The sequence below is a fragment of the Pseudomonas sp. YuFO8 genome (assembly GCF_035065025.1).
Taxonomy (GTDB): domain Bacteria; phylum Pseudomonadota; class Gammaproteobacteria; order Pseudomonadales; family Pseudomonadaceae; genus Aquipseudomonas; species Aquipseudomonas putida_AE.
Genome location: NZ_JAXDEQ010000005.1, coordinates 139848 through 162292 on the forward strand (window position 1 = coordinate 139848; position 22445 = coordinate 162292).

Annotated in this window: 21 protein-coding genes and 1 pseudogene; 5 read left to right on the top strand and 17 right to left on the bottom strand. The window is 62.9% G+C overall.

Translation table 11 applies throughout. The features are described 5' to 3' along the window. Nucleotides 1-4 precede the first annotated feature (4 nt). The 17 genes from madM to pilG form a co-directional block, all read right to left on the bottom strand. Nucleotides 5-769, bottom strand: a complete 765-nt coding sequence (gene madM, locus SOP95_RS06730; protein WP_020797401.1) for a malonate transporter subunit MadM — start codon at nucleotides 767-769, stop codon at nucleotides 5-7. Between the two features lies 1 nt (nucleotide 770). Continuing rightward, nucleotides 771-1187 (bottom strand): malonate transporter subunit MadL, encoded by a 417-nt coding sequence (madL, locus tag SOP95_RS06735; RefSeq protein ID WP_323606602.1) that lies wholly within the window; start codon nucleotides 1185-1187, stop codon nucleotides 771-773. A 61-nt stretch (nucleotides 1188-1248) separates the two neighbouring features. Next, nucleotides 1249-2160 carry a malonate decarboxylase subunit epsilon gene (gene mdcH, locus SOP95_RS06740; RefSeq protein WP_323606603.1) on the bottom strand — a complete coding sequence of 304 codons (912 nt, stop codon included), beginning with the start codon at nucleotides 2158-2160 and terminating at the stop codon, nucleotides 1249-1251. Continuing rightward, entirely contained in the window at nucleotides 2157-2777 is a 621-nt protein-coding gene (locus tag SOP95_RS06745; RefSeq protein ID WP_323606604.1) for a malonate decarboxylase holo-ACP synthase, read from the bottom strand. The genes mdcH and SOP95_RS06745 overlap by 4 nt, the downstream gene beginning before the upstream one ends. After that, a complete protein-coding gene (gene mdcE / locus SOP95_RS06750) occupies nucleotides 2771-3574 on the bottom strand; it encodes a biotin-independent malonate decarboxylase subunit gamma (protein ID WP_323606605.1) in 804 nt (267 codons plus the stop codon). The genes SOP95_RS06745 and mdcE overlap by 7 nt, the downstream gene beginning before the upstream one ends. Beyond that, the gene (locus tag SOP95_RS06755) at nucleotides 3571-4422 is read right to left on the bottom strand and encodes a biotin-independent malonate decarboxylase subunit beta (protein ID WP_323606606.1); all 852 of its coding nucleotides are present in this window, start codon (nucleotides 4420-4422) and stop codon (nucleotides 3571-3573) included. The genes mdcE and SOP95_RS06755 overlap by 4 nt, the downstream gene beginning before the upstream one ends. Next, complete coding sequence (locus tag SOP95_RS06760; RefSeq protein ID WP_323606607.1) at nucleotides 4415-4714, bottom strand: malonate decarboxylase subunit delta; 300 nt, start codon at nucleotides 4712-4714, stop codon at nucleotides 4415-4417. Before SOP95_RS06760 ends, SOP95_RS06755 begins: the two co-directional genes overlap by 8 nt. 14 nt (nucleotides 4715-4728) lie before the next feature. Further along, complete coding sequence (locus tag SOP95_RS06765) at nucleotides 4729-5604, bottom strand: triphosphoribosyl-dephospho-CoA synthase (protein ID WP_323606608.1); 876 nt, start codon at nucleotides 5602-5604, stop codon at nucleotides 4729-4731. After that, a complete protein-coding gene (gene mdcA / locus SOP95_RS06770) occupies nucleotides 5604-7274 on the bottom strand; it encodes a malonate decarboxylase subunit alpha (protein WP_323606609.1) in 1671 nt (556 codons plus the stop codon). Before mdcA ends, SOP95_RS06765 begins: the two co-directional genes overlap by 1 nt. Nucleotides 7275-7547: 273 nt before the next feature. Then, nucleotides 7548-7751, bottom strand: coding sequence for a hypothetical protein (locus SOP95_RS06775; RefSeq protein ID WP_323606610.1), 204 nt, complete (start codon nucleotides 7749-7751; stop codon nucleotides 7548-7550). Further along, on the bottom strand, nucleotides 7714-8343 hold the full coding sequence (locus tag SOP95_RS06780; RefSeq protein ID WP_323606611.1) for a transcriptional regulator: 630 nt from the start codon (nucleotides 8341-8343) through the stop codon (nucleotides 7714-7716). Before SOP95_RS06780 ends, SOP95_RS06775 begins: the two co-directional genes overlap by 38 nt. A 582-nt stretch (nucleotides 8344-8925) precedes the next feature. Then, on the bottom strand, nucleotides 8926-9393 hold the full coding sequence (locus SOP95_RS06785) for a chemotaxis protein CheW (protein ID WP_274075637.1): 468 nt from the start codon (nucleotides 9391-9393) through the stop codon (nucleotides 8926-8928). Then, a complete protein-coding gene (locus tag SOP95_RS06790; protein ID WP_323606612.1) occupies nucleotides 9386-15391 on the bottom strand; it encodes an Hpt domain-containing protein in 6006 nt (2001 codons plus the stop codon). Before SOP95_RS06790 ends, SOP95_RS06785 begins: the two co-directional genes overlap by 8 nt. 49 nt (nucleotides 15392-15440) lie before the next feature. Then, complete coding sequence (locus tag SOP95_RS06795) at nucleotides 15441-17501, bottom strand: methyl-accepting chemotaxis protein (protein WP_406591758.1); 2061 nt, start codon at nucleotides 17499-17501, stop codon at nucleotides 15441-15443. A 154-nt stretch (nucleotides 17502-17655) separates the two neighbouring features. Beyond that, nucleotides 17656-18189 carry a chemotaxis protein CheW gene (locus SOP95_RS06800; RefSeq protein WP_323606613.1) on the bottom strand — a complete coding sequence of 178 codons (534 nt, stop codon included), beginning with the start codon at nucleotides 18187-18189 and terminating at the stop codon, nucleotides 17656-17658. Nucleotides 18190-18199: 10 nt separating this feature from the next. Further along, nucleotides 18200-18565, bottom strand: a complete 366-nt coding sequence (gene pilH, locus SOP95_RS06805) for a twitching motility response regulator PilH (RefSeq protein WP_085716385.1) — start codon at nucleotides 18563-18565, stop codon at nucleotides 18200-18202. Nucleotides 18566-18622: 57 nt separating this feature from the next. Next, nucleotides 18623-19027: a twitching motility response regulator PilG gene (gene pilG / locus SOP95_RS06810; protein ID WP_046818327.1), complete on the bottom strand. Its 405-nt coding sequence runs from the start codon at nucleotides 19025-19027 to the stop codon at nucleotides 18623-18625. 232 nt (nucleotides 19028-19259) lie between these two features. On the opposite strand from pilG, the pseudogene SOP95_RS06815 reads away from it, so the two are divergent. The 5 genes and pseudogenes from SOP95_RS06815 to ruvX all read left to right on the top strand — a co-directional run. After that, nucleotides 19260-19337 (top strand): annotated as a pseudogene (locus SOP95_RS06815) (outer membrane lipoprotein carrier protein LolA); the annotation flags it as partial. Between the two features lie 37 nt (nucleotides 19338-19374). Next, on the top strand, nucleotides 19375-20328 hold the full coding sequence (gshB, locus tag SOP95_RS06820; protein ID WP_323606614.1) for a glutathione synthase: 954 nt from the start codon (nucleotides 19375-19377) through the stop codon (nucleotides 20326-20328). Nucleotides 20329-20392: 64 nt separating this feature from the next. Then, nucleotides 20393-21292, top strand: a complete 900-nt coding sequence (locus tag SOP95_RS06825; protein ID WP_274075641.1) for an energy transducer TonB — start codon at nucleotides 20393-20395, stop codon at nucleotides 21290-21292. A gap of 135 nt (nucleotides 21293-21427) precedes the next feature. Next, a complete protein-coding gene (locus SOP95_RS06830; protein ID WP_274075642.1) occupies nucleotides 21428-22000 on the top strand; it encodes a YqgE/AlgH family protein in 573 nt (190 codons plus the stop codon). After that, a complete protein-coding gene (gene ruvX / locus SOP95_RS06835) occupies nucleotides 22000-22437 on the top strand; it encodes a Holliday junction resolvase RuvX (protein ID WP_323606615.1) in 438 nt (145 codons plus the stop codon). The genes SOP95_RS06830 and ruvX overlap by 1 nt, the downstream gene beginning before the upstream one ends. The last annotated feature ends 8 nt before the right edge of the window (nucleotides 22438-22445 follow it).

Sequence of the window (22445 nt, forward strand, 5' to 3'; positions counted from 1 at the left end):
GAAATCAGCCAACAATCCCCCGAACAATGAAGTACAACAACGAAGGCCCCAGCAAGCACCCAAGCCCGGTGTGGAATGTCGCTGTCAACGCACCATAAGGTACCAACCGCCGATCCGTCGCCGCCAGCCCCGCCGTCACACCGCTCACCGTGCCGGCCAGCCCACCAAACACCATCGCCGAACGCGGGTTATCCAGGCCCATCCAGCGCGCCGCCATCGGCGTGCCGACCATCACCAGGATCGCCTTGATCAACCCGGTGGCAATCGACAGCGCCATCACATCCGAGGTGGCACCAATCGCCGCACCGGTCACCGGCCCGACGATGTAGGTCACCGCCCCCGCGCCAATCGTGGTCATGCTCACCGCATCGCGATAACCGAATACCCAGGCCATGCAGGCGCCGACAATGAACGGCAGTACCGTGCCCAGCAGCAGCGCGATCACGCCGATCAAGCCGGCCTTTTTCGCTTCGGTGGCCTGCACTTCGAACGCCGTGGCGACAATCGCGAAGTCCCGCAGCATGGCGCCGCCCATCAGGCCGATGCCGGAGAACAGCGTCAGGTCCGCCAGGCCTTTTTGCCCGCCGGTCATGGTGCCGCCGACCCAGGCCAGGACCAGGCCGATGACGATCGCGATCGCCGAGCCATGGATGCGCCCGAAGGTCAGGCGTTTGGAGAGGATGACCGACACCCACATGATCACGCCGACGAAGGCGAATGCCGTGACCAGGCCGTTGTGCTCCAGGCCTTTCTCGATGAGATCCCACATATCAGCGACCTCCTGCTGGCGTGCCGACGGGGGAAATTTCCGCCGGTTCATCGGGCAAGGGTTCGCCTTTGTGGGTCCGGCTGATCAGGGCAATGGTGCAGCCGCACACCACCACCGAGCCGATCGCCGCCAGCACCGCCACCGGCCCGCCGTGCAAGGCCGTGACTACGTTCTGTTGCGCGGCCATCGCCACCACCACCGGAATGTACATGGCACCCCAGAAGCCGACGCCCATTTCGCAATCCTTGGTCATGCCGCCGCGTTTTTGCATCCACAACCGCGCGCAGATCAACAGGATCATCGCGATCCCGACCCCGCCGACGTTGGATTTGACCCCCAGCAGGACGCCGAGCATGTCACCCATGATCACACCTGCCAGCGTACAGATCGCCAGCAGCGCCACACCGTAAATAATCATTGTTGTCGTCCTCAAAGTGCATCGTCGAATGTTGTTCTTGTTGTTCGAAGCCTCAGGGTGTCTAGGGGTGGCGCAGTCCCTCCTCACGCAACAGCGCCTGCAGGGTATCGAGCCGGGCACCGTCGAACGCGATCACGGTGCCCTGTTCGAATACCCGGCGCGCCAGCCCGGTCAACACCGCACCGGGCGGCAGTTCGATCTGCAGACGTACGCCGCGCTCGTAAGCGCTTTGCACCGTGCCGCGCCAATCCACCACGCGGCACATGTTGAAGGCCAGGTCGTCGCGCAAGGCGTCGACCTTGATCACCGGGCGCGCGCGACTGCCGCTCAGGTAACCGATCTTCGGCGTTTGCAGCTTCACATTGGCGAAGGCTGCGGCGAGGGTTTGCGCCGGCGCATCCAGCAGCGGGCAGTGCGACGGCACACTCACCGCCAGACGCTTGGCCATCCCTGCCCCACGCGCTTTTGCCAGCTCGGCCAGCGCTTTCATCGCCGCGTCACTGCCGGCAATCACCACCTGGTTATCGGCGTTGATATTGGCCAGGTACACCGGCGTTTCAACGCTGTGAACCTGGGCCAGCAAGCCCTCCACCACCGCCAGGTCCAGGCCGATGATCGCGGTCATTCCGTAGCCCTGTGGATACGCCTGCTGCATCAACTCACCGCGCAGGCTGACCAGATGCAGCGCATCGCTGAACGCCAGGGCACCGGCGACCACCGCGGCCGGGTAGGCACCGATGGAAAGCCCGGCGACGTAATCGGTCGGCAATGACAACTGCCGTGCAGCCGCCACACCGACGATCAACAGGCAGAGCTGCACCGCCCTTGTCGATTGCAGCGCTTGGGCAGAGTCCAGCAGCCGTACGTCTTCGCCCAACACATCGCTGGCTTCGCTCAGGGTTTCCCGAGGCAAACCCTTGAGCATGCCCGGCCGCTGCGCCCCCTGGCCCGGGAACACCAGCAAGCTGCTCACGCTGCCTGCTCCTGCGGGTTCCATGGGTCGATCACCAAGCGGGCTCCCGTTGCATTCTTGAGCAGAACCCGAGTGGAAGAACCCGCCCATTCACGCAAGGCGACCGCACCAAACGAGGTCTGCAACTGCATGTCCACCACACACGGAGTCGCATCGAGCAATGCCACCAGCTCCCGAGCCTGATCACGCGCCAGAGGGTGTGGCGTGCGCAGAATAAGATCCAGATCGCTGGCCTCATGGAGGGCCGCAAAGCCGCTGGCCAACTCGAACCCGGCACTGCCGCTGACGCCCCAGACCCAACCACAGGCATCGAGTACGGGGCGCAATTGAGCCAAGGCCTCAAGCGCCGGCAGGTCACGGTGGCTATCGACATGACACAGCTCTTCCGGGCTGACACGACGGCTGATCGCCGACATCGCCATCGACGTCCCATAACGCTGCTCACGCAAACGACCCCGCACGCCAACCGCAATCCGATCCGCCGTCGACAGCGCACGGCGCACCACCACGGGCTGACCGGCGCAGATGGACTCAACCACCCAGGCAGGCGCATCCACCGGCAGCGGCTGCGGGGTCATGCCCCACAGCAGGTCGTGGGCCAGGAACCCGCTCACCACTGCTCCCTCAGCAATTGGCGGACCTTGCTCGAGGCCGCACGATGGGCCGCGCCGAGGCGACCGCTGAGATCCGTGCCATTGCGCGCAACATCATCAATCGCCTGGGCCAGGCACTCGCTCACCCGCGCCAGATCCGCCGCGGTGGGCTGTTCGATCTGCTGCACCGCCAGGGTTTCCCAGAGCAGGCCGAGGCTGGCATAGCTGTCGATGTCGTAGGCCATCGGCGGCACGCTGGCGGCCAGGGTTTCCAGCTCTTCGACACTGCGCAAGGTCACCCGCGCCGCCGAGGCCTTGCCCATGGCGTGCACCATCACGCCCGGATCGCGCAGGGCAATCAGCCGGTTGGCCTGATAGCCATGGGCGAGAAAGGCACCAGACATGGCCTTGCCCACCAGCAGACCGATGACGGCATGCCCGGCCAAACGGGCGCGGGCATAACTGTCCGCCGCACCGGCCAAGGCCTGATGAATGCCGAGTGCCTCTTCACGGCGACCATAGGCCTGGCTCGGCACGTCGACGATGGCGATCAAGGCGCGCTTTTGCGGTTTGTCCTGATCGGCGGCGATGACTTCGTCCACCGCCTTGGCCAGGCCCCAGCCTTCGAGCAGACCGACTTCACCGTTGCGGGCGCGAACGAATCGGTTGTCCGGATCGGCCACCACGGCGATAAACCGCACGGGTTGATCACCTAGAAGTCCATCCGCCACTTTCAGCGAGGCCGGCAAACCAACCACTGGCCGGGCATCGGCAGCCAAGGCGTTGAACCAGTTCAAGCCTCTGAGGGAATAGACACTCATGGGCGCTCTCCTTGATACAGGTCGCGAACCGTGGCCGGCTCGATTTGCGGTTCGGCATCCAGACGCGCCAGCCGTTGCAGAAACAGCTCGGCCTGGGTGCTGCGTTGTTGAGCGGGCAAACCCTGCTTTAGCAGTTCGCCGACCTGCTGGCGAATCTGCGCCACGTCGTCATCGGCGTAGCGATCCACCAGCCCCGTGGCAAAACGTTGCTCGCCGCCGGTGAGGCTCCAGATGAAGGGGCGATCCCGCGAGTCGTATTCCTCGAGCCCCGCCTCCTGTTCGATCACCTGTGGGCCGTTCAGCCCGAGTCGCGCTTCCTGGGTCACCAGCAGATAGCTGCACAGCCCGGCGGCAATCGACATGCCGCCGAAGCAACCCACGCTGCCGGCTACTACACCAACCACTGGCTGGTACTGGCGCAAATCGACAATCGCCGCATGAATATCGGCAATCGCAGCCAATCCGAGGTTGGCTTCCTGTAAACGCACGCCACCGGTTTCCAGCAGCAACACGGCGCGGGTCGGGATGCCCTTGCGGTTATCCTCGGCGGCCAGCTCCAGAGCGCCGGCGATTTTTGCCCCGCCGACTTCGCCGAGGCTGCCGCCCTGGAAGGCCCCTTCGATGGCCGCGATCACCACCGGCAAACCTTCCAGAGTACCTTTGGCGATGACCACGCCGTCATCGGCCTGTGGCACCACGCCCTGGCGCGACAGCCATGGCGACATGACCCGCTGGAACGGGTCGAGCAATTCGCGAAAGGTGCCGGCATCGAGCAAGGCTTTGGCCCGTTGCCGCGCGCCCAGCTCAACAAAACTGTGCTTGTGCAGAAGTGCTGTGCTGTCAGTCATGGCCGATCTCCTCGAAGCCCTGCTCCAGGCGCAGGCGGACCACGCCTGGGGTGGCACCGAAATCGTGGATATCGATGTCCATCGCAGGCATGGTCTGACCGTCGAACATCCGTGCGAACAGGTGCTGCCAGCGTTGTTCGCTGCCATTGACCGAGGTCTGCACGGTGATGGTCAGCTTGCCGGCCTGACCCGGTTCGATCAGCACTTCCAGATCGCCCGAGCCGACACACCCCACCAGGGTGCGACCGCGTGGCGGCTGCCCGGCGGGAAATTCAAAGGATAAGGTTTCCATCAAAAAGCTTCCCTTTATGAATGGCAGTGGATGATGCCGTCGCCGGACTCGATACGATCGATGAACAGGCAGGCTGCGAGCAGGTCGGCAGCACCACCGGGCGAGGCATTCAATGCGATTAATTGTTGGTCCAGCTCATGCAGCCGACGACGCCCGGCGAGGCTGGCACTGCCACCCGCATCGAGCACGGCCTGGGCGCCCAGCTGCATGGCGTGCAGGCCCTCTTCCCCGGCGCGGTACAGCACGCAGGTGTCAGCCAGGTTGGTCATGATTGCCAGCAGCGCATCGAGCCGGGCGTTCTGTTCGCCATGGCCGGCCGCGCGGCTGCACTTGAGTTGCGGCAGTGCGCGTTGAGTTATCGCCGGGAAACCGAGCTGCGCTTCTTCACGGGCACCACGCGCTCCGTAACGTTGAGCGACTTGGGCACCGTGGCTAAGCGGACGCGGTGCGTAACGATCATCGAGCAGGGCCAGGCGTGCGGCTCGCAAGGCGACAGAGCCGGCGGCAGTGGATAGCGGCTCAAGCGCAACCGCGGCAACCAGCAGGCCCAATGCCCAGATCGCCCCACGATGGGTATTCACGCCGTGGGTGGTGGCGAGCATCGCCTGTTCGCCTTCCCGCCCGATCAGGCCAATGGCTTCGCGCAGCGGCAAGCCGACCTCGCCAATTTCAATAGCGGCTTCAGCCATTTCCTTGAACGCCGGCCACAAGGCCAGCGCCGAGGCGTGCATCAGCCCCAGGTGCAGATCGGTATGGGCACCGTTGCCGCGACGGTCGACCAGCGCTGGTTTGGGCGACAGGTCCGCCTCGTCGATCAGCGCGTCCACCGCAAGGTCCGCCAGGCGCTCGGCCAGACTCAGGGTTTTCGCTTGCAGGTTGAGTGCGTGCATTACCAGCTCCTGAACTTGGCGGGCGGGTTGTAGAGGCCACCGGACCACTCCACCAGGTCCGCCACGCTTTTCGCGGCAAGCAACTCGCGGGTGGCGTCGGTGCGGCGGATGCCGAGGTCTTCGGGCAAGGCGATCAAGCCTTCGCGGCGCATGCGCACGGTATCTTTTGGGTTGTGGCGCAGGCCGATGGCGGTCACCCCGGCAACCGCAGCGATCATGGCCCGGCGCTCTTCCAGCGAACGGGCCTTGTACAGGTAGGCGATGCCTTCCTCGGTCAGCAGGTGGGTGACGTCGTCGCCGTAGATCATGATCGGCGCCAGCGGCATGCCGCTTTTCTTCGCCACCTCCACCGCGTCAAGGGTTTCGACGAAGGTCGGTTTGCCGCCCTCCTGGAAGGTCTCGACCATTTGCACCACCAGTTTCTTGCCGCGTTCGAGCATCGGCTCGGCCGCGTCGGCGTGGCGCATGTCGAGCCAGGCTGGCGTGCCGTGGCGGCGACCGCGCGGGTCGTGGCCCATGTTCGGCGCGCCACCAAAACCGGCCAGGCGACCGCGGGTCACGGTTGAAGAATGGCCATCGCCGTCGACTTGCAGGGTCGCGCCGATGAACAGGTCCACCGCGTATTGCCCGGCCAGTTGGCTGAACATCCGGTTGGAGCGCAGGGAGCCATCGCGCCCGGTGAAGAACACGTCCGGCCGGGCGGCGATGTAGTTTTCCATGCCCAGTTCGGTGCCGAAGCAATGCACGCTTTCGACCCAGCCGCTTTCAATTGCCGGGATCAAAGTCGGGTGCGGATTGAGCGTCCAGTTGCGGCAGATCTTGCCCTTGAGGCCGAGGGATTCACCGTAGGTTGGCAGGATCAGCTCGATGGCGGCGGTGTTGAAACCGATGCCGTGGTTGAGCGACTGCACGTTGTGTTTTTCATAGATCCCGCGAATCGCCATCATCGCCATCAGCACATGCACCGGATTGATGTGCCGGGGGTCACGAGTGAACAGCGGCTCGATGTAGAACGGCTTGTCCGCCACCACCACGAAGTCGACCCAGGAAGCGGGAATGTCGACCCGCGGCAAGTCGCTGACATCGTCCACCAACTGGTTGACCTGGACGATGACGATGCCGTCGCTGAAGGCGGCCGGCTCGATCAGCGCCGGGGTGTCTTCGGTGCTGGGCCCGGTATAGATGTTGCCGGCGCGGTCGGCCATGAAACCGGCGCTGAGCACCACGTTGGGAATCAGGTCGACCACCAGTCGCGCATAGAGCTCGATGTAAGTGTGGATCGCGCCGATTTCCAGCAGGCCGTCTTCCAGCAACTGGCTGATGCGCAGGCTCTGAGTGCCGGCGAAGGAGAAATCGAGCTTGCGGGCGATGCCGCGTTCGAACAGGTCCAGGTGCTCGGAGCGACCGACGCTGGGCATGATCATGTGCAGGTCATGCAGCTTCGCGGGGTCGGCCTTGGCCAGGGAACGGGAAAGAAAATCCGCCTGCTTCTGGTTGTTGCCCTCCAGCACCACACGATCACCGGGCACTATCAACGCCTCCAGCGCCGCCACGATCTTGTCGGTGGGCAACACCACACCGTCAGCCAGGTCTCGCACCTGCGCAAGACGCCGCTGCTTCTCGCTGCGCCGCCGCGTCCATCGCGAGTCGGGGGAAATTGTTGTTGTCATGACCACTCCACGGGTTCGCTGTCGTGGGGGTCACAGTAGGAGCGTTGGGTGGGGGCATCAATCAAGCAGAGTGGTGGATTGTTACGCTCAGGTTAATGAACCGGAAAAGTTGCGTTGTCAGGGCTGACGCCTTCGCGGGCAAGTCGAATCGTCGCACCGCCGCTCCTCAGTGTCCGTGTATTGCCCATCATCTGCGGCAACCACAATACCTGTGGGAGCGGGCTTGCCCGCGGTGGGGTCAGGAAAGTTTCCAAAGCGTTGAGCCATGGGTCATCACGGTTCGCCCATCTGCTCCTGCACCCGAATCAAAAGCTGCGCAGTACTTTCCAGCAACTGCGCCAGCAAAGAAGTAGTTTGTGCATCTTTCAGTCGAGCGATTGCCGAACGCATCAAGCCGTCGCATTCCTTGCGTTCCGGCGGCTCGACCTTCAACCCACCGCTACGTACCAGATTCTCCAGATTCTCGCTGCTGCCCATCCTTGGACTCCACAGGGTTCTCACCCATCAGATTGATCTTGTCCTGCTGCGCTACCCGCACGACGAAGCTGTTTTCAGCCTTTATTTTTGCGGCCCAGTCTTCGGGGGTGTAGAGCGTCGGATTGAGGGTGCGGCCCAGTTGCTCTTCCAGAGGCAAGAGCCGTTCCATCACTTCACTGTAGTGCAGCCCCTCCCCGATCAGCATCAGATCAATGTCACTGGATGCGTTGGCCTGATCCTTGGCGATCGACCCGTAGATAAACGCCCAGACGAGTTGATCAGCGAAGGGCTGTAGTGCGTCGCGCAGGGGCTGTGCGATACCGAAGGTTTTGCGCGTGATGCCCAGAAGTTCGGCATAGATCGGGCATTCGGGATTGGCTTGATAGTGAGTCTGGTTGCCCTGGCGGGACATCGTCAGTATGCCCGCCCGTTGCAGGCGATCCAGTTCGCGCATGAGGCTGCCTTTGCCCACTTGAGCCCAGCGCGCGATCTCGTTGGCGTAGAAGCTTCGGTCGGGTTTGCCGAACAGCAGGCCCAGCACTTTTTGCTGGGTGGTCGTGAACAAGGCTTCGCAGAGGGAAAGGTTTTGCACAGTGACAACCAATAAGTCCCAAAAAGGGAACGATAGGTCCCTTTTTGGGAATCTTCAACTTGTGAACGTCTTCGCCAGCCGATCGGGTTTTGTGTTTAAACATTTGTCCGCGGATGGGGTGGAAGGCTACAACGCCAGACATCGCTGCCTACAGCAATGCCGGAACCCGCTGACTGGTGCGCTTTTGCGTTGATCTTTATTGTTTGAGTGTCGCTGCCAATTCAGCGGCCGGGTTTGGAACCCCGAGGTGTAGACGACGCAAAAGCGCCTTTCATAACGTATGCTTGCGCACCTTGAATGTGTGCACTCCGTTATGGCGGCTGTGCGCGGGAGACCTTCGGGTCTGCCGGGTTTTGTCCGTTTACCCCGGGTTCCAACCTGCGTACAGCTGCCACCCTTCGATTGGAACCCAAGGGAGCAGCTAAAACTCGTAAGACGGAGATTCACTATGTTCAAAGTTACTCCCAATCCCCCAGACACAGATCCCCAAGCGAGGCCGCCTTCGCGAGCAAGCCCGCTCCCACATTGGTTTGCGGCGAACACAAAACCCTGTGGGAGCGGGCTTGCTCGCGAAGGGGCCCTTCAGACGAGCCCGGCACTCACCAACAACTCTTCCAGCGCCAGCAGATCCGGCACCTTGGCCACTTGATCCGCTACCTGTACCGCCGCTTGCTCCAGCGAACACAGCGGCACATCCACATAGCTCAGCTGACTATCGAGCTTGTACGAGCGCGGAATCCCCTGCACCAGCAGCGCGATGAATTTCAGTTCGGGGCGACCGCCGAGCGCATTGAGAATGACGATTCGCGCGCGTTCGCCGATGACGATTTTCTGCCCGCATGCGGACTCGAAGCTGAGCAGCGGAATCTGCCGGTCCCGCCAGGCGACCCGTCCCAGGTACCAGGGCGGTGAGTCCAGGTTGAAGGCCGCGGGCTGGTAGTCGATCAGCTCCGCCACCGCGACGTTGGGCAGGATCAGGTTGCGGTCGGCCAGGGGCAGCAGCAGGCCGGTGAGCTGGCTTTCGCGCGAGTCGTGGCGACGCTCATGCATGGGTCTTGCTCCACAGGGCGATGCTTTCGAGCAGTACCGATTCCTGGTACGGCTTGCCAAGGTAGTCGTTGACGCCGATGGCCATGGCCCGGTCGCGGTGTTTCTGGCCGGTGCGGGAGGTGATCATAATGATCGGCAGGTGCCGCAGGCGCTCATCGTTGCGCACTTGGGTCGCAACTTCGAAGCCATCCATGCGCGGCATTTCGATGTCCAGCAGCATCAGGTCCGGGCTGTGCTCTTCGAGCAGCAGCATGGCGTCGACCCCGTCCTTGGCGGTCAGCACGTTCATGCCGTGACGTTCGAGCAAACGGCTGGTGACCTTGCGCACGGTGACCGAGTCATCGACCACCATCACCAGCAACGGCCGCTGCGGCTCGACCTCGACTTCGTGGCTCGCCGGACGCTGCGGCGCACGCGCTTGCATGGCGCGAACCGGCGCCAGCAGGTCCAGGATCAGCACCACCCGACCATCCCCCAGAATCGTCGCTCCGGATACCCCTTGCACCGCCGCAAACTGCGGGCCGAGGCTTTTCACCACGATCTCGCGCGTGCCCGCCATGGCATCCACCTGCACCGCAATGTGCCGCTCGTTGCACTGCACCAGCAACACCGGCAGCGGCAGGCTCTGGCCCGACAGCCGTGGGCGTGGGCTGGTTTTCAGCAACTCGCCCAGGTAACACAATTCATAGCGCTGCCCGGCGTATTCATAGGTCGGCGGATCCAGTCGAAAATGCCCTTCGAGTTCGTTGGGCAACACGCGCACGATGCCGTCGATGGTGTTCAGCGGAATCGCGTATTGATCCTCCGCGCATTGCACCATCAAGGCCCGGTTGACCGACACGGTGAACGGCAGGCGAATGCGAAAATGCACGCCCTGCCCCGGCACGGAGTCGATGCTCATGGTGCCGCCCAGTTGCCGCACTTCTTCGTGCACCACGTCCATGCCGACCCCTCGCCCGGAGATCTGGGTGATTTTCTCGGCCGTGGAAAACCCCGGCTGGAGGATGAATTGCAGCACGTCGTGGTCGCTGATGACGCTGTCCGGGGCGAGCAGGCCGCGCTTGATCGCCTTGCGCCGTACCGCCTCCAGGGGCACGCCGGCGCCGTCGTCGCGAATATCGAAAATGATGTCGCCACCCTCGCGCAACAGATCCAAAGTGATCCGCCCTTGCGCCGGTTTGCCCGCCGCAACCCGCACGTCGGCGGGCTCCAGGCCATGGTCGACGGCGTTGCGCAGCATATGCTCCAGCGGCGCCGCCATGCGTTCGAGCACATTGCGATCCATTTCGCCTTCGGCGTTGCCGACGATGAACTCGACGTCCTTGCCCAGCTCACCGGCCACCTGGCGGACAATGCGCTTGAGGCGCGGCAGCATGCGCTCGAACGGCACCATGCGCGTGCGCATCAGGCCTTCCTGCAATTCGGTGTTGATGCGCCCCTGCTGCTGCAACAGGTTTTCCGCGTCCTGGTTGCGCCGGTCGAGGGTTTCCTTGAGGTCGAGCAAATCGGAGGCGGATTCGAACAGGGCGCGCGACAGTTGCTGCAATTGCGAGTGGCGGTCCATTTCCAGCGGATCGAACTCTTCATAACCCAGGCGCTCGGCCTCGACCTGCTGACGGCTGAGGATCCGGCCCTGGGTTTCGGTATCGAGCCGGCGCAACTGGTCGCGCATGCGCTCGATGGTGGTTTCCATCTCGTTGAGCGCCACCTGCGCGTCGTTCACCTGTTGTTCGATGCGACCACGAAAGATCGAGGTTTCAGCAGCCAGGTTGACCAGGTCATCGAGCAGCTCCGCCGAGACCTTGACCATGTCCGCCCCGGCATCGGGTTGCAGCTGTGGTGGCTCGGCTTTCGCCGCCACGGTGAGCGGTGCCGGGGTTTCAGCCAGTACCGGGTGACTGAAGTTCTGGATCGCGTCGATCAACCGGTCGGCCGGCGGCAAAGACTCGCCGGCGCACGCCGCGTCGAGCATCTGGGCCAGGCGGTCATGGCTGCGCTGCAGCAGCTCGAACAACGCCGGCGTGGGTTGCAGCACGCCAGTGGACAGGCCTTCGTAGAGATACTCCAGCTCATGGGCCAGGTCGCCGATCGGGGCGATTTCCACCATGCGCGCACCACCCTTGAGGGTGTGCAGGTCGCGCAGCAGGGTTTCCATTTCCTGGCGGTTCGACGGCTCGGCCTGCCAGCGCAGCAGCGCCGCGCCGGAGCTTTCGATGATGTCGAAGCCTTCTTCAAGGAAGATGTCCAGCAACTCGCCGTCATGGTGGGTCGAGTCGTTGCCGGTCGCCGCTTCGAGCACCTCGGCGTTGCTCGCGTGACCTTGCCTGAAGGCGCGAATCGCTTCGATCAGGTCCTCGGGATCGCCCAGGGCTTGATGGTCTTGCAGTTGCTCAAGCAACTGGGCCAGGCGGTCATGGCTCTGTTGCAGCAGCTGCGCCAGCGCTTCGCTGTGGCTGTAACGGCGATCCACCAGTCCCTCATAGAGGCTTTCCAGTTCATGGGCCAGGTCGCCGACCGGCTCGACCTCAGCCATACGCGCGCCACCCTTGAGGGTGTGCAGATCGCGCTGCAACGACGACAGGGGCGCGGCGTTATGCGGGTCATTGAGCCAGCGCTGCAGGGAATGGTTGGCGCTTTCGAGGATATCCTCGGCTTCCTCGAGGAAGATCGAGACGATGTCGTTGTCCAGTTCGGCGGCGCGCCCCCCTGTAGGAGCTGGCTTGCCAGCGATGGACGTCAACAATGACGCGTTGTCATTGGATGACCGCGGCGCCTGTGAGTCCATCGCGAGCACGCTCGTTCCCACAGGGGGGGGTAGCGTGCGCTCAAGTTCAGCGGTGGCGTCGCCCAGCTCGCGGATGCTCAAGGTGCGACTGCCGTCACTGCGAATCAGGCCCATGGCGGATGGATCGAGGCTCTGGTCGAGCAAGCCGTGCAAGGCCCGAACCCGCTCCGGACGCGGGCTGACTTCCTGGCCGGCCGCCAACTCATCGAGCATGTTGATCAGCGCTTCGTGGGCACCCTGTGCCTCATGGAAAAACGCTTCGCTGACTGCCAGGCTGCTCTCTTCCACCGCGCCGTAGAGATCGAGCAAGGCTTCGCAGAGTTCATCCACCGGGTGCAGGTCGGCCAGGTGCGCACCTTCGCCGAGGGTGGTTAATTCGTCCAGCAGTGCACTGAGTTCCTGGCGCTCGCCCGGGTGCTGCTGCCAACGCCGCAACAGGCTTTCGGCGTCCAGCAGGATGTCCATGCCCTGGGCCAGGAAGTTGTTGATCAGCTGCGGGTCGCGCTTTATCCGCAGGCCACTGCTGGGCGTGTTCGAGAGGGTTTGCAGGCGCTCGGCGAGCAGCGCCCTGGCACGCTCGATCAAGGCCCGCGCACCGGGAATTTCTGCCACCGGATCGCTCTTGAGCTGGCGCAAGCCAAGCCGGAACAAACCTTCGGCCTCCAGCAGCACTTCGACTTCGTCCAGATCGAGCGCGATCAGGTGAGCCTTGTACTCCCGGGCCAGTTGGTCCAGCGGCGTCGCCAGCTCGGCAATCGGCAGGACCCCGGCCACCGACGCACTGCCCTTGAGCGTGTGCAAGGCGCGCTGCAGTTCATCGCTGGCCTGCAGCGGGAGGTGTTCGGCGGCCTGGTCGAGAAAGCGGTTGAGGCTACCCAGATGGGTCTCGGCTTCCTTGCGGAAGATTTCCAGCAACAGCGGGTCGAGGGCCGCGACGTCCTGGGTGTCCTCGTCCACTGCCGTGGCTGCGCCCTTGGCCAGGGCATGGGCACGGGCCGCCAGCTGGTCGACATCGTCACGCTGGCGCTGGGCATCGGCGGCATATTCGGCCATCAGTTGCGGGAGCAGATCGAGCACTTCGCCGAGCAACTGCTGCACGCTGGCGCCAGGCGTCACGCTCTGTTCGAGGATGCGGTTGAGCAGGTTTTCCATGGCCCAGGCCAGTTCGCCCAGTACCAGGGCGCGCACCATCCGGCCGCTGCCCTTGAGGGTATGGAAAGCGCGGCGCAGTTCACTCAGGGCCGAGCGGTTGGCGGGATTGCCCGACCAGCGTGGCAAATACTCACGAAGGATCTCCAGTACTTCCTCGGTTTCTTCGATGAACACTTCGCGCAATTCCTCGTCCACCGGCGCTTCGCCTGACGGCGGCGGCAGCAGGCTGCCCGGCGTGTCGAGGGCGGGCGGGTTCAGGGCCGAGACCGGGTTGGCCAGCACATCGGCCAGGCTCTGGGCGATGGCCGGGGCATCCCGTTCCTGCTGTTGCTGTGCTTCGCCGGAGCTCAAGACATCCGCCAGCACCGGCACCTGTTGTTCGCTGGGGAAAACCCCGAGTGCAGCCAGGCTTCGCTGCGCCACGTCGAGCAATTGTTCACCGGGCGCCAGGGGGTCGTCGCTGAGGCGCTCAAGGTAATACTCGATGCTGGTGATAGCGTCGGCCAGGCTGTCCAGCGCCTGCCAGCCGGGCTGGCCCGGTTCGAGCAGCAGGTGCTCGCGGATAAAATGATTGCAGGTTTCGATCAGGCTCGCCGCCCGGCTCAACGGAATCATCGCCAGGGCACCGCGCACTTGGGTGAGCAAGGCCGGCAGTGCCTGCAGGTGCTGTCGGTCCCAATCGGCATCGATGTAGTCGACGATCATGTCCTTGGCCTGCTGCAGGCAGATGCGCGCTTCCTTGATGACGATCTGGTGGATCTGCGTCAGGTCGGTGGTGGGCAGGCGGCTGTCTTCCTGGCTTTCCGGCTCCACGGTGCCGACCATGCCGGCCAGGGTCGCTTCGACGTAAAGCAAGGCCCCGGCCACGTCCATGAGGATCGCGTCATCGGGTGCGCGCTGTCCCTGGGTCAGGCTCAGCACCACGGCCAGTTGATCGATGATGACCTTGCGTGGCTGGCCAAAACCCAGCACCGCCAGGGTGTCGGCGATCTGCCGCAGGGGCGCCAGCAGGCTGTCGAGGTCCGAGGCGTGTTGGCGGTCGCTGCGCACGAACAGGTCGAGGTGCTCCTTGACCCGCACCAGCTCTTCGCACAAGGCCGCCAATACCGAGCGCATGGCGTCACGGTCGGGCCCGGCCAGCCGTGCGCGTTCTTCGTCGACCATCGCGCTGTCAGGCAATGCATCATCCAGTGCGTAGCGATCTTTCATGGTCAGCATCTGCCCGGTGGGATGTTCGGCCTTGGCAATATAGAACAGCAAACTCTTGAGCAACTCGGTTGGCGGCGGCTGATTGATGCCCTGCATGCCCTGTTCGAGCAGACGCTTGAGCTCCTTGTCAGCCTCCTTGAACAGGCTGCGCAAGGCCGGGCTGTTGCCGATGGCACCGGCGCGCATGCCTTCGACCAGCGCCGAAGCGACCTGCCACAGCGGGCTCAGGGGCGCTGAACCGCACACGTTTTCCAGACGGCTGAAGACCTTGGCCAGGTACTCAAGGTGAGTGTCGTCGTCCTGTTCACGCAGCAAACCGACCAGGGCCATCTGCAACATCTGCCGCAACTTGCGCAGCACATTCGGCAATTCCGCCGGCTCCAGCCGCGCCAGGGACGCTTCGTCCAGGGGCGCCAGGCCGAGCAACTGCGGGCTGAACAGGCTGGTTTCCGACAACAGGCTTTCGCCCCGGGCGCTGCGCAGGTCGTTGATCAGCGGCAAGACCACCAAGGGCAAATCGCGGCGGGCGCCTTGCACGCGATCGAGGTAGATCGGCAATTGCCCCAGCGCTTGCAGCATGAGGTGCAACGCTTCGTCGCGATGATGAACGCGATTGTGTTGCAAGGCGGTGACCAGTTGCTCCATTTCTTCGGCAAGCAAGGCCGCGCCGTAGAACTCGACCATCTGCAGGCTGCCGTGAACCTGATGGATGCACGCCAGGCATTCGCTCAGGGCGTGCGTCGCCTGCGGGTCATCAAGCTGGGTTTCGATCGCGTGATGAGCCTGCTTCAGCGTTTCGGCAATTTCGCCTTTGACCCATTCGAGGGCCACATAGTCGTGCCGATCACCCATAACCACTCCAATCCCCACTTCAATCAAGATAGCCATGCCCGGGGGCGGTTCAAGCTTTGTCCGTTACCTGCGCCTTGGTGGCCGGCAAGGTGAACCCGGACACCGACCGCCGCAACTGGCTGGCCATTTTTGCCAGGTTGCCAATGCTCTCGGCGGTGGCGGTAGAGCCGGACGAGGTCTGCGTGGTGATCTGTTGGATCACGTTCATGGTCAGGGAAATCTGACCGGCCGACGACGTCTGTTGTTGCGCGGCGTTGGAAATGCTCTGGATCAGCGCCGCCAGGGTCTTGGACACCCCTTCGATTTCTTCCAGGGCCACACCGGCATCCTGCGCCAGACGCGCGCCGCGCACCACTTCGGTGGTGGTCTGCTCCATGGAAATGACCGCTTCGTTGGTGTCGGCCTGGATCGCCCGCACCAGGGTCTCGATCTGCCGTGTTGCGGCGGACGAACGTTCCGCCAGGCGCTGCACCTCGTCGGCGACCACCGCAAAACCACGTCCGGCATCACCGGCCATGGACGCCTGGATTGCCGCGTTGAGGGCCAGAATGTTGGTCTGGTCGGCAATGTCGTCGATCAGGCTGACAATATCGCCAATTTCCTGGGAAGACTCGCCAAGGCGTTTGATTCGCTTGGCGGTGTCCTGGATCTGTTCGCGGATGTTGTCCATGCCGTGGATGGTGTTGTGCACCACCTCGTTGCCCTTGTTGGCGATTTCCACCGAACGCTCGGCCACCGCCGAAGACTCGGCGGCGTTGGCCGACACCTGGTCGATGGACTCGGCCATGTCGTTGATCGCGGTGGAGGCTTCGGAAATCTGTTGGGCCTGGTGTTCCGAGGCCTGTGCCAGGTGCATCGCGGTGGCCTGGGTTTCCTGCACGGCGGCGGCGACCTGCCCGGCTGTGAGGTTGATCGTGGCCACCAGGTCGCGCAGTTGGTCCACGGAATAGTTGATCGAGTCGGCAATGGTCCCGGTGAAGTCCTCGGTGACCGTGGCGGTCACGGTCAGGTCGCCGTCGGCCAGGTCTTCGATTTCATCGAGCAGACGCAGGATCGCGTTCTGGTTGCGTTCGTTCTTCTCGGCGGTTTCGCGCAGTTGGCGATTGGTTTCACGCACCATCACCAGGCCGATGAGGATGATCGACATCAACGCTGCCAGGCCCAGGACATAACCGCCGATGGTGTCGGTGTCACGTCCCCCGGCGAGGTTTTCGAAACCGCTGGCCAGGTGGGACGCTTCGTCGAGCAGGGTTTGCGAGAGACTGAAGATATTGGTCGCCGATTCACGGACCTTGAACAGCTCCGGTGAGGTTTCGAGGATTTCGTCCACGGAGCCCGATACGAATTCGAACAGCTCGGAAATCTCGATCAGCCGCGCACGCGCGTCTCGGTCCTCGACCTGGCTGACCCGCAGCGCTGCGTTGCCCTGGAGCATGCCGTTGAGCACCTGGCCGAAACGCGCCGCATCACGGCCGAACGCATCGGCGGCCTGCTGGGAGTTTTCGTCGCCGGACAAGACGGTATTAACCGCGCCTAAAATACGTTCGGCCAACAGGGATTGACGCTGGGCCATCGCCACCTGGGCCGCCGGGGCGCCCCGTTGCAGCAGGGTTTCGACGACTTTTTCGTATTCAACCTGCAACTGCGGCACGGTTTCGGCGAGGGTCGCGGCGACCTGATGCAGCGACAACACCGTCTGCTCGCTGGACAGGATGGCGTCGGTGTTTTTCAGCAGGCGTTCCCAGTCCAGCTGCACGGCGCGCATTTCCGGGCGCACGCTGGCCGGTGCCGGTGGCAAGCCGGTAGCGGGGTCGCCTTTCTTCAGATAACTCCAGCGCCGGGCAAAATCGTTGCGCGCATCGCTGAGCAACTTGAACGCCGCGGCCTTGCCGGCAGCGGCTTCGGTGGCATTCTTGGCAATCCGTTGGGACAGCACGCGCAGCTCACCGGCGTGGCCGATGTACTGTTTGTCGTAAGTAGCCTGGGTGTTGAGGTACGCGAAGTTGGCGAACAACAACATGATGAAGATGATCAGGGCGATGAACAGCGCGATGATCTGCGATCGACTGCGCGACCCTTCCATTGGCTTGCCTGCTTTTGCTTTTGTCATCGGTCTTCGCCTGTTAACCCACTTCTGGGCCTACCAGAATCCCCTGTGGGCGCGGGCTTGCTCGCGAAAGCGGTGTGTCATCCAGGATTAAATTCGACTGGTATGATGCCTTCGCGAGCAAGCCCGCTCCCACATTAGATCGGTGTCGTTCCTGTTAAACGGCTACGTTCATGAATCCCTGCGACCGCGCCAGCGCAAACAGGCTGAACACTTGCCAGGTCTGTTCACGCTGAAACCGGCCCGTGATGAACGGTGAAATCGGGCTGTTCAACGTGTCTGCCGGCTCCAGGCTGTCCCGGGCAAAGTGCTGCAAGCCAAAGACCTCATCGACCAACAACCCGGCAAACACTTCGTCATGTTCCACCACCAACACGCGCCGCTGCTTGCGCGCCGCCGAAACCTCGTGGCCGAAGAAACCTGCCAGGTCCATGATCGGCAACAGGCGCCCGCGCAGATTGGCCACGCCCTTCACCCACGGCTTGACCCCCGGCACCAGGGTAAACCGCGGCTCGTGCAACACTTCACCGACCTCGCCCATGGGCGCGACGTACCAGCGTTCGCCCAGGCGAAAACCGATGCCGCTCCAGCTGTCCTGCCGGGTCGGCTGGGACGGCAGGTCCGCCGCCAGCAAGCGACAGCGCCGGTCGATCTGCAGCAGCAGCTCGAAGGCGGTCAATGATTCGTTCATGGCCGCAGGATCAACCGGCCAGCACGTTGTTCAGGGTCTTGATCAGGGTGTCTTCGTCGACCGGCTTGGTCAGGTAGTCCCTGGCGCCCTGGCGAGTGCCCCAGACCTTGTCGGTTTCCTGATCCTTGGTGGTGATGATGATCACCGGGATGTGCCCGGTGTCCGGGTCTTTGGTCAACTGGCGGGTCGCCTGGAAACCGTTGAGGCCGGGCATGACGATGTCCATCAGCACCGCGTCGGGTTTTTCCTGGCGGGCCAGGGCCACGCCGTCTGCGCCGTTTTCGGCTTTCAATACTTCATGACCGTGCTTTTCCAGCATGCCGGTCAGTTTGTACATTTCAGTCGGCGAATCATCGACGATCAGGATACGTGCCATGGTCTTCCCCATTCTTGTCGGCGCAGGGCCCAATGGCCGAGCGTCTCTGTAGGTGTCTTACTGCGGCAAAACAGCGGCAAAGCCCGGGACATGGGCCTGGATCGCGTTCAGCAGTTCTTCCTTGCTGAAAGGTTTGGTCAGGAACTGGTCGGAGCCGACGATGCGCCCCTTGGCCTTGTCGAACAGCCCGTCCTTGGACGACAGCATAATCACTGGCGTGGACTTGAAGGCACTGTTGTTCTTGATTAAAGCGCAGGTCTGATAGCCATCCAGGCGCGGCATCATGATGTCGACGAAGATGATCCCGGGGTGGTGATCGGCGATCTTGGCCAGGGCATCGAACCCGTCGATGGCCGTGATGACCTCACAACCCACGTTCTTGAGCAGTGTTTCGGCGGTGCGGCGAATCGTCTTCGAATCGTCGATCACCATGACCTTCAAGGCGCTGGGTTGCTGTTCCATAGTGGCTCCACCGTCGCCTTTACGAATCTATTTGTCCCTATGCGGGCCGTCGAGCCCTCGAAACCCTTGATGTTCAAGGCCCGGCACGACATGGCAGCCTTTTTAGCACAGTCTCCAAATCCAATCTATCGGCCGGCCCTGGCAGTGGTTTTTCCTTGACCGGGAACACACTCAGCGCCACTCTGACGCCACTTTTATACGCTGATCCTCTGTAGGAGCGAGCTCGCTCGCGATGGTCGTCAACGATAATGCTGACCGCCTGACACCCCGAGGCGCTCTCAGGTTTTTCGCGAGCAAGCTCGCTCCTACAGAGATCGACATCAGCCCCACATCTTGAGGAAACACCCATGAGCGTTCGTGTCGGGATTGTCATGGATCCTATCGCCAGCATCTCCTATAAAAAGGATAGCTCGCTGGCCATGCTGCTGGCCGCACAGAAGCGCGGCTGGGAACTGTTCTACATGGAGCAGCGCGACCTGTACCAGGCCGAAGGTCAGGCGCGGGCGCGGATGCGTCCGCTGAAAGTGTTCGCCAACCCGGAAAAATGGTTCGAGCTGGAAGCCGAGCAGGACGCCCTGCTGAGCGACCTGGACGTGATCCTGATGCGCAAGGATCCGCCCTTCGACATGGAATTCGTCTATTCCACCTATCTGCTGGAACAGGCCGAAAGCGCTGGCGTGCTGGTGGTCAACAAGCCGCAGAGCCTGCGCGACTGTAACGAAAAGCTGTTCGCCACGCTGTTCCCGCAGTGCACGCCACCGACCATCGTCAGCCGTCGCCCGGACGTACTGCGCGAATTCGCCGACCATCATGGCGATGTGATCCTCAAGCCGCTGGACGGCATGGGCGGGTCCTCGATCTTCCGTCACACCGCCGGCCACCCGAACCTCTCGGTGATCCTCGAAACCCTGACCCTGCACGGCCAGCAGCAAATCATGATCCAGGGCTACCTGCCGGCCATCGTCGATGGCGACAAACGCATCCTGATGATCGACGGCGAGCCGGTGGACTACTGCCTGGCGCGCATCCCCGCTGCCGGCGAAACCCGAGGCAACCTCGCTGCCGGTGGCCGCGGCGAAGCCCGTCCATTGACCGAGAAGGATCGCTGGATCGCGGCGCAAGTCGGCCCGACCCTGCGCGAGAAAGGCCTGTTGTTCGTTGGCCTCGATGTGATTGGCGAGCACCTGACCGAAATCAACGTCACCAGCCCGACGTGCATCCGCGAAATCGACAATGCCTTCGGCACCGATATTGGCGGCATGCTGATGGATGCCATCGATCAGAAGCTCAAGGCCCGTTGAAAAGCCAAACCAACATTGCGTTATCATGCGCGGCCTGTGAAAACGCGATGTTGGTTTCCTTGTCATGACCCTCCCGTCCGATCTGCCTCCCGAACTCGCCCGTTACGGCGTGCGCCCGGCCGATCGCCTCGGTTTTACCCTGTTCCTGGCGGCGCTGATCCACCTGGCATTGCTACTGGGTGTCGGCTTCACCATGGTCGAGCCCAAGCAGATCAGCAAAACCCTGGAAATCACCCTCGCCACCTTCAAGAGCGAAAAGAAGCCGGACAAGGCCGATTTCCTCGCCCAGGAAAACCAGCAAGGCAGCGGCACCCTGGACAAGAAGGCGATCCCCAAGACCACCGAGATCGCGCCGTTCCAGGACAACAAGGTACAGAAAGTCACACCGCCACCCGCCGCCAAGCCTGAAGTCCAGGAAGCCGCGCCCAAGGCTGCCGTGACCACCGTCGCACCGAAGCCGAAAAAAGCTGCCGCGAAAACCGAAGAACCCAAACCCGTCACCAAACCTGCGGTGGCCGCACCGACGTTCGACAGTGAACAGCTGTCCAGCGACATCGCCAGCCTCGAAGCCGAGCTGGCCCAGGAACAGCAGTTGTACGCCAAGCGCCCGCGCATCCACCGCCTGAGCGCCGCGTCGACCATGCGCGACAAGGGCGCCTGGTATAAGGACGAATGGCGCAAGAAGGTCGAGCGCATCGGCAACCTCAATTATCCCGACGAAGCCCGGCGCAAGCAGATCTACGGCAATTTGCGCCTGATGGTCTCGATCAACCGCGATGGCTCGTTGTATGAGGTGCTGGTGCTGGAGTCGTCCGGGCAACCGCTGCTGGATCAGGCGGCCCAGCGCATCGTGCGGCTGGCGGCGCCGTTTGCGCCGTTTACCGGGGACCTGTCGGATATCGACCGCCTGGAAATCATCCGCACCTGGAAATTCGCCCGCGGCGATCGCCTTTCCAGTAATTGATCGAAGATCAAAAGATCGCAGCCTGCGGCAGCTCCTACATTTGGAATGCATTTCCCTGTAGGAGCTGCCGCAGGCTGCGATCTTTTGACGTGCTTCGGCTTGTCAGTTCGCCCCTCCAACGCCACACTAGCGCTCATGAAAAACGTCAGCCCCAGCTACCTCAAGCATCACTTCCTGATCGCCATGCCGCACATGGTCGACCCGAACTTTGCGCACACCTTGACCTACATCGTCGAGCACACGGCCAATGGTGCCATGGGGCTGGTGGTCAACCGTCCGCAGGACCTGAACCTGGCCGATATCCTCGAGCAATTGCGCCCGGACATCGAACCGCCAGCGCTCTGCCAGCACGTGCCGATCTTCATCGGCGGGCCGGTGCAGACCGACCGCGGTTTTGTCCTGCACCCCACGGGCCAGGGTTTTCAAGCGACCGTTGATCTGGAAGGCGAACTGTCGCTGTCGACCTCCCAGGACGTTCTGTTCGCCATCGCCGATGGCGTTGGCCCGGCGAAAAGCGTGATCACCCTGGGTTATGCCGGCTGGGAAGCCGGGCAACTGGAGGCCGAACTGGCGCAGAACGCCTGGCTGACCTGCCCGTACGATGCCGACATCCTGTTCAACACCAGCAGCGAGCAGCGCCTGGAAGCGGCGGCCAAACACCTGGGCGTCAACCTCAGCCTGCTGACCAGCCAGGCGGGGCACGCCTGATGGCCCTGCGGTTGATTCTGGGGTTCGACTACGGCACCAAACAGATCGGCGTTGCGGTTGGCCAGGTGATTACCGGCCAGGCCCGCGAGCTGTGCACCTTGAAGGCGCAAAACGGCATTCCCGACTGGGATCAGGTCGAAGCGCTGATCAAGGAGTGGAAACCCGACGCCGTGGTGGTCGGCCTGCCGCTGAACATGGACGGCACGCCCAGCGACATGTGCGCCCGCGCGGAAAAATTCGCCCGGCGCCTGAACGGTCGCTTCAACCTGCCCTTCTACACCCACGATGAACGCCTGACCACCTTCGAGGCCAAGGGCGAACGCCTGGCCCGGGGCGGACAGAAAGGCAGTTACCGTGACAACCCGGTCGACGCCATCGCCGCCGCCCTGCTGCTGCAAGGCTGGCTCGACGAGAATGGCGCATTGTTCCAATCCTAATCCAGAAG

What these genes read in the sequence shown, in the direction of transcription:
- SOP95_RS06830 (WP_274075642.1), top strand. Translation starts at nt 21,428, where the DNA reads ATGAAAAACGTCAGCCCCAGCTACCTCAAGCATCACTTCCTGATCGCC.
- SOP95_RS06785 (WP_274075637.1), bottom strand. Translation starts at nt 9,393, where the DNA reads ATGCATGAGCGTCGCCACGACTCGCGCGAAAGCCAGCTCACCGGCCTG.
- SOP95_RS06765 (WP_323606608.1), bottom strand. Translation starts at nt 5,604, where the DNA reads ATGCACGCACTCAACCTGCAAGCGAAAACCCTGAGTCTGGCCGAGCGC.
- SOP95_RS06790 (WP_323606612.1), bottom strand. Translation starts at nt 15,391, where the DNA reads ATGGGTGATCGGCACGACTATGTGGCCCTCGAATGGGTCAAAGGCGAA.
- mdcA (WP_323606609.1), bottom strand. Translation starts at nt 7,274, where the DNA reads ATGACAACAACAATTTCCCCCGACTCGCGATGGACGCGGCGGCGCAGC.
- gshB (WP_323606614.1), top strand. Translation starts at nt 19,375, where the DNA reads ATGAGCGTTCGTGTCGGGATTGTCATGGATCCTATCGCCAGCATCTCC.
- mdcE (WP_323606605.1), bottom strand. Translation starts at nt 3,574, where the DNA reads ATGAGTGTCTATTCCCTCAGAGGCTTGAACTGGTTCAACGCCTTGGCT.
- SOP95_RS06800 (WP_323606613.1), bottom strand. Translation starts at nt 18,189, where the DNA reads ATGAACGAATCATTGACCGCCTTCGAGCTGCTGCTGCAGATCGACCGG.
- SOP95_RS06795 (WP_406591758.1), bottom strand. Translation starts at nt 17,501, where the DNA reads ATGACAAAAGCAAAAGCAGGCAAGCCAATGGAAGGGTCGCGCAGTCGA.
- madL (WP_323606602.1), bottom strand. Translation starts at nt 1,187, where the DNA reads ATGATTATTTACGGTGTGGCGCTGCTGGCGATCTGTACGCTGGCAGGT.
- pilG (WP_046818327.1), bottom strand. Translation starts at nt 19,027, where the DNA reads ATGGAACAGCAACCCAGCGCCTTGAAGGTCATGGTGATCGACGATTCG.
- SOP95_RS06760 (WP_323606607.1), bottom strand. Translation starts at nt 4,714, where the DNA reads ATGGAAACCTTATCCTTTGAATTTCCCGCCGGGCAGCCGCCACGCGGT.
- SOP95_RS06775 (WP_323606610.1), bottom strand. Translation starts at nt 7,751, where the DNA reads ATGGGCAGCAGCGAGAATCTGGAGAATCTGGTACGTAGCGGTGGGTTG.
- pilH (WP_085716385.1), bottom strand. Translation starts at nt 18,565, where the DNA reads ATGGCACGTATCCTGATCGTCGATGATTCGCCGACTGAAATGTACAAA.
- madM (WP_020797401.1), bottom strand. Translation starts at nt 769, where the DNA reads ATGTGGGATCTCATCGAGAAAGGCCTGGAGCACAACGGCCTGGTCACG.
- SOP95_RS06825 (WP_274075641.1), top strand. Translation starts at nt 20,393, where the DNA reads ATGACCCTCCCGTCCGATCTGCCTCCCGAACTCGCCCGTTACGGCGTG.
- ruvX (WP_323606615.1), top strand. Translation starts at nt 22,000, where the DNA reads ATGGCCCTGCGGTTGATTCTGGGGTTCGACTACGGCACCAAACAGATC.
- SOP95_RS06755 (WP_323606606.1), bottom strand. Translation starts at nt 4,422, where the DNA reads ATGACTGACAGCACAGCACTTCTGCACAAGCACAGTTTTGTTGAGCTG.